This is a genomic window from Nitrospinota bacterium (genome assembly GCA_009873635.1).
GTDB lineage: Bacteria > Nitrospinota > Nitrospinia > Nitrospinales > VA-1 > LS-NOB.
In genome coordinates, this window is record WAHY01000006.1 from 105,133 (window position 1) to 108,931 (window position 3,799).

Here is a 3,799-nt window from a genome sequence, read left to right on the forward strand (position 1 = left end):
ATATGCCAATTCCCTATGCGGCAAGGTTTTTGACAAACTTCAATGTATCTTACGCTATGGTAATTGAAAATAACAAGGTTACGGGAATGGTTTCTCTGAACGGCATGGTTGACCGGTGGGAAGATTAGAATTCTATCAACCTTTTTTTAACGAGGTTCCTGCACGACTATCCCAAACAACTGTATCAGGACTGGAAATATGCCCTGCCTCAGCACGCCAATGGTCAAACCCTGCACTCACATTTAATATCTTGACACACTCGTTCATCCCTCCTGCTCCTCCAATATGGGAATAAAGTTTCCTGAGGTCGCCAATATATGTACCCTGCTCTGATTTATATCTATCTTGAGCTTCAGCAATATTAGCCAGCGTCGCTTCGGCCATTGCATTATGGGTGAAAATTTGTTTTTTTAGTCCATTGTAATCCACAAAAAAATTAACATAAACCCAGCCGATGAAAGGAACCAAAGCCAAAAATAATAATATCCTTTTCCACAATGTTTGATCTAAAAGAATGCCTGGGATCATAAGTGCCAATGCCAGCCACAGAGCATACTGGGAAATTTGATCAAAAATTCCCATAGCAGGAATCTTTTCACCACAAGTTGTTTGCCCGAAAACAACATTCGGAATAAAAAACAAGAAAAACAACAAGAAAAATATTTGATTGGATTTGGCGTTCATTAGGCTTTTTTTTGATTTATTGAATCATCTAAAAGTTAATATCGGTTGTTGGGTTTTATCAAATAAAAGCACTTATTTCTAGCAACAATTTGATGAATCCGCTTATTTCTAAAAATTAGGACTTCACAGAATAATTCTGCTGCGTTAATATTCTATTTTTTGGCTTTATTAGCTGTTGATTTATCTGTGAATTTTGGAGTTTTACAATGAATAATACCAGCAGGTTTGAAGATAAAGGTGATGGAACCTTGTTAGACCATGAAACCGGTTTGGTCTGGTCTAAAGAAGATTCCTGGCCAGTAGCTCAGGATTGGTTGACGTTTCAAGAAGCCCTTCAATTTGTCGATGAAATGAATAAGAAAGATTATCTTGGTTACCACGACTGGCGAATTCCAGAAAAAGAAGAAATTGAAAAGATTTATATTCCTGAATGCACCATCATAGGTCGATCCAATACCGAGTTACACATTGACCCACTTTTTGCGCCAGGCGGTGGAAATGCATCCTGGTGTCTACCTTTTGATCAACAAGCTGCTTTTTATTTTTCTTACACTTCAGGAAACTCTCAACAATTTGACCAGGACTATTCCCAGGGGTATGTCCGATTAGTTCGTCTTTATCCGAACGATTAATTTGTCAGTCGCTTTCGGCAAGGTATAATCTTGGGCATATCTTCTGGGGATGCTACCATTTGGCGGATTTCCACCTTGTCTTCCTCGTAGGCTATTGTGGCAATTTGATATTTGCCGGTATCCACTTTATCTTGACACCCAAGATACTGCTCCAGGGCTGCTCCGAGGGCATCCCATTCCAAATACAATAAGAATTGTTCTTCTGTATTTGTAAGCCCAAGGTCTACCACCAAATCACTGAACTCAAGTTCGATAATTCTGTTGATAGGTTGACCTTTGCAAAACTCGACGAAACCTGTTCCTCCGCCAACTGGTTTCTGGCATGTTAATTTAGAGTAATCGAAATTAACCAGACAATCATTTTCATCCAATATAACGGTTATTTGTGCTGTCGTGTCTTTGCAAGGCATAGTTTAAGAGTCGATTATATTCATACTGATATCCACCGCAGGTGCAGAATGGGTTAATGCACCGATGGATACAAAGTCCGCGCCGGTTTTAGATATTTCATCAAGTGTTTCATAAGTCACACCACCACTGATTTCAATTTTTGCCCGACCATCGATTATTTTAACAGCCTCATGGATCGTATCTATGTTCATATTATCGAGCATTATTATATCGACCTTGTTTTCCAGGGCTTCCTGAACTTCTTCAAGGTTTTGAGTTTCGACTTCAATTTTATTTGTATTACCCAGGGCTTCACGTACTTTTTCAACGGATCGAAAAATGCTCCCGGCAGATTTTATATGATTATCTTTAATCATCACAGCATCATACAATCCAAACCGGTGATTCGTACCACCGCCGCAAGAAACTGCATATTTCTCAAAAACTCTTAGACCGGGAGTTGTCTTTCTCGTATCCAGGACAACCACAGGCTTGGCTCTATCTACATACTTTCTTGTAAGCGTAGCGATACCACTTAGCCATTGTAATATGTTTAACCCTGACCGTTCTCCTTCTAGAATTTTTATACCATCACAACGAAACTTGATAATCGTTGAACCTTCTGTCACAGAATCACCATCATGAAAAGGTTCCAACAAGAATTCAGTGTCAGAATCCAACTTCTTAAAAACGGCCTTAAAGATATCCAACCCAGATAATATCAGTGAAGACTTGGCAGTCACCTCCGCCTCACAAAGGTGGCCTTCAGGTATAATATTTCTAGTTGTGATATCACCACTCTTTAAATCTTCTTCCAAAGCAGTTTTCACAAGCGACTCAATATCTTCAGTCAAAAGTGATTTTTTAAACATGTTTTATAGTCGTTAAAATGATATACATTGGTTTTGCGTCGTCCAATTATAGGCACTCAATTCCACAAAGCCAAGAAGAAACACTTATGTTTGAACCTCCCAAAAGCCTGAGGTTAGTCGCATTTTCCGACAAGGACCAAACTGACCGCTTTAATATATCTTCAGGATTTACAACCCATAAATCTTACAAAATAATTGATCCTGACAACCAATCTATCTGGGGATACATATGTGTAGACAACATTGATAGAGGTCCTGGCCTTGGCGGCATACGGATGGTCGAGGATCTCAGCTTGAACGAAATAATGCGTTTGGCACGTGTCATGACCTTAAAGAATAGTGCCGCCTGCTTACCCTATGGCGGTGGCAAAGCAGGTGTCATTCTAAAGTCTCATGAAATGGTTGTTAACCGTGAACTCAGGCAAGAGTTCATGGAAAACCTTGCTGAATGCTTGTACGAATTTGATGAATATGCTCCTGCTCCAGACATGGGAACTAATGAAAATGATATACAAATAATACACAATACGCATTCCAGCAAGTTGGGAACGGAAAATCATTCGCGAGGTGGAGCAGGAAGGCCCATTGAAAATGGCGGTATTCCTATCGATGAATGGGGACTCACCGCCCACGGGTTATTTGCCGCTGCTAAAACCCTTGAGTCTTTAGAGGAATCATTGGATTTATCCAACTCAAAGTTTGTGGTGCAAGGCTTTGGAAATGTAGGAGCTCCTATCGCCATGAAACTACAGGAATCAGGAGCTACTTTGGTTGGCGCCTCTGATATAAATATTGCTTTGTGGAATGCTAAAGGGTTAGATGCAAACACATTGAATCAAATTCGTCACAAACCTGGCGGATTATTGAATTACCCATTAGATATAGAAAAAAAGTTTTCTGCGGAAAAGCTGGATTGGCTTTTAGAGGCTCCCTGCGACATCCTGATTCCATCAGCCAGGCCCGATGCCATCACAGCAAAAAATATAGACCGAATTCAGTGCCGTTATATTTTACAGGGCGCAAACACTCCAAGCAGTATGCCTGCAGAATATTATCTTCATCACAGGCGTAAAATCTTATCGCTCACAGATTTTATCGTGAATGCCGGGGGAGTGATCGGTTGTGCGGTCGAAAGAAATTTGACCATCGACAACGAATATATGATTAAAGTCAGTCAAACGGGTGTCAGAAAATATGTTGAAAACCTGATCTACAAAACTG

At 40.2% G+C, this 3,799-nt stretch carries 5 protein-coding genes; 2 read left to right on the top strand and 3 right to left on the bottom strand.

The window, feature by feature from the left end; translation table 11 throughout:
- Positions 1-135: 135 nt before the first annotated feature.
- Positions 136-684 (bottom strand): hypothetical protein, encoded by a 549-nt coding sequence (locus F3741_05720; protein ID MZG30298.1) that lies wholly within the window; start codon positions 682-684, stop codon positions 136-138.
- A gap of 206 nt (positions 685-890) precedes the next feature.
- Here F3741_05720 and F3741_05725 point away from each other — a divergent pair, with 206 nt between their 5' ends.
- Complete coding sequence (locus tag F3741_05725; protein MZG30299.1) at positions 891-1,316, top strand: DUF1566 domain-containing protein; 426 nt, start codon at positions 891-893, stop codon at positions 1,314-1,316.
- On the opposite strand, the gene F3741_05730 is transcribed toward F3741_05725, so the two are convergent.
- Entirely contained in the window at positions 1,313-1,726 is a 414-nt protein-coding gene (locus tag F3741_05730; protein ID MZG30300.1) for a hypothetical protein, read from the bottom strand. The two genes, F3741_05725 and F3741_05730, sit on opposite strands and share 4 nt — an antisense overlap.
- A 3-nt stretch (positions 1,727-1,729) precedes the next feature.
- Complete coding sequence (gene nadC / locus F3741_05735) at positions 1,730-2,578, bottom strand: carboxylating nicotinate-nucleotide diphosphorylase (GenBank protein ID MZG30301.1); 849 nt, start codon at positions 2,576-2,578, stop codon at positions 1,730-1,732.
- 17 nt (positions 2,579-2,595) lie between these two features.
- Between nadC and F3741_05740 the strand changes: the two genes are divergently transcribed.
- On the top strand, positions 2,596-3,799 hold a 1,204-nt coding region (locus F3741_05740), incomplete at its 3' end, for a Glu/Leu/Phe/Val dehydrogenase (GenBank protein MZG30302.1).

Coding starts and splice junctions, on each gene's coding strand:
- F3741_05720 (MZG30298.1), bottom strand. CDS start 684: ATGAACGCCAAATCCAATCAAATATTTTTCTTGTTGTTTTTCTTGTTT.
- F3741_05725 (MZG30299.1), top strand. CDS start 891: ATGAATAATACCAGCAGGTTTGAAGATAAAGGTGATGGAACCTTGTTA.
- F3741_05730 (MZG30300.1), bottom strand. CDS start 1,726: ATGCCTTGCAAAGACACGACAGCACAAATAACCGTTATATTGGATGAA.
- nadC (MZG30301.1), bottom strand. CDS start 2,578: ATGTTTAAAAAATCACTTTTGACTGAAGATATTGAGTCGCTTGTGAAA.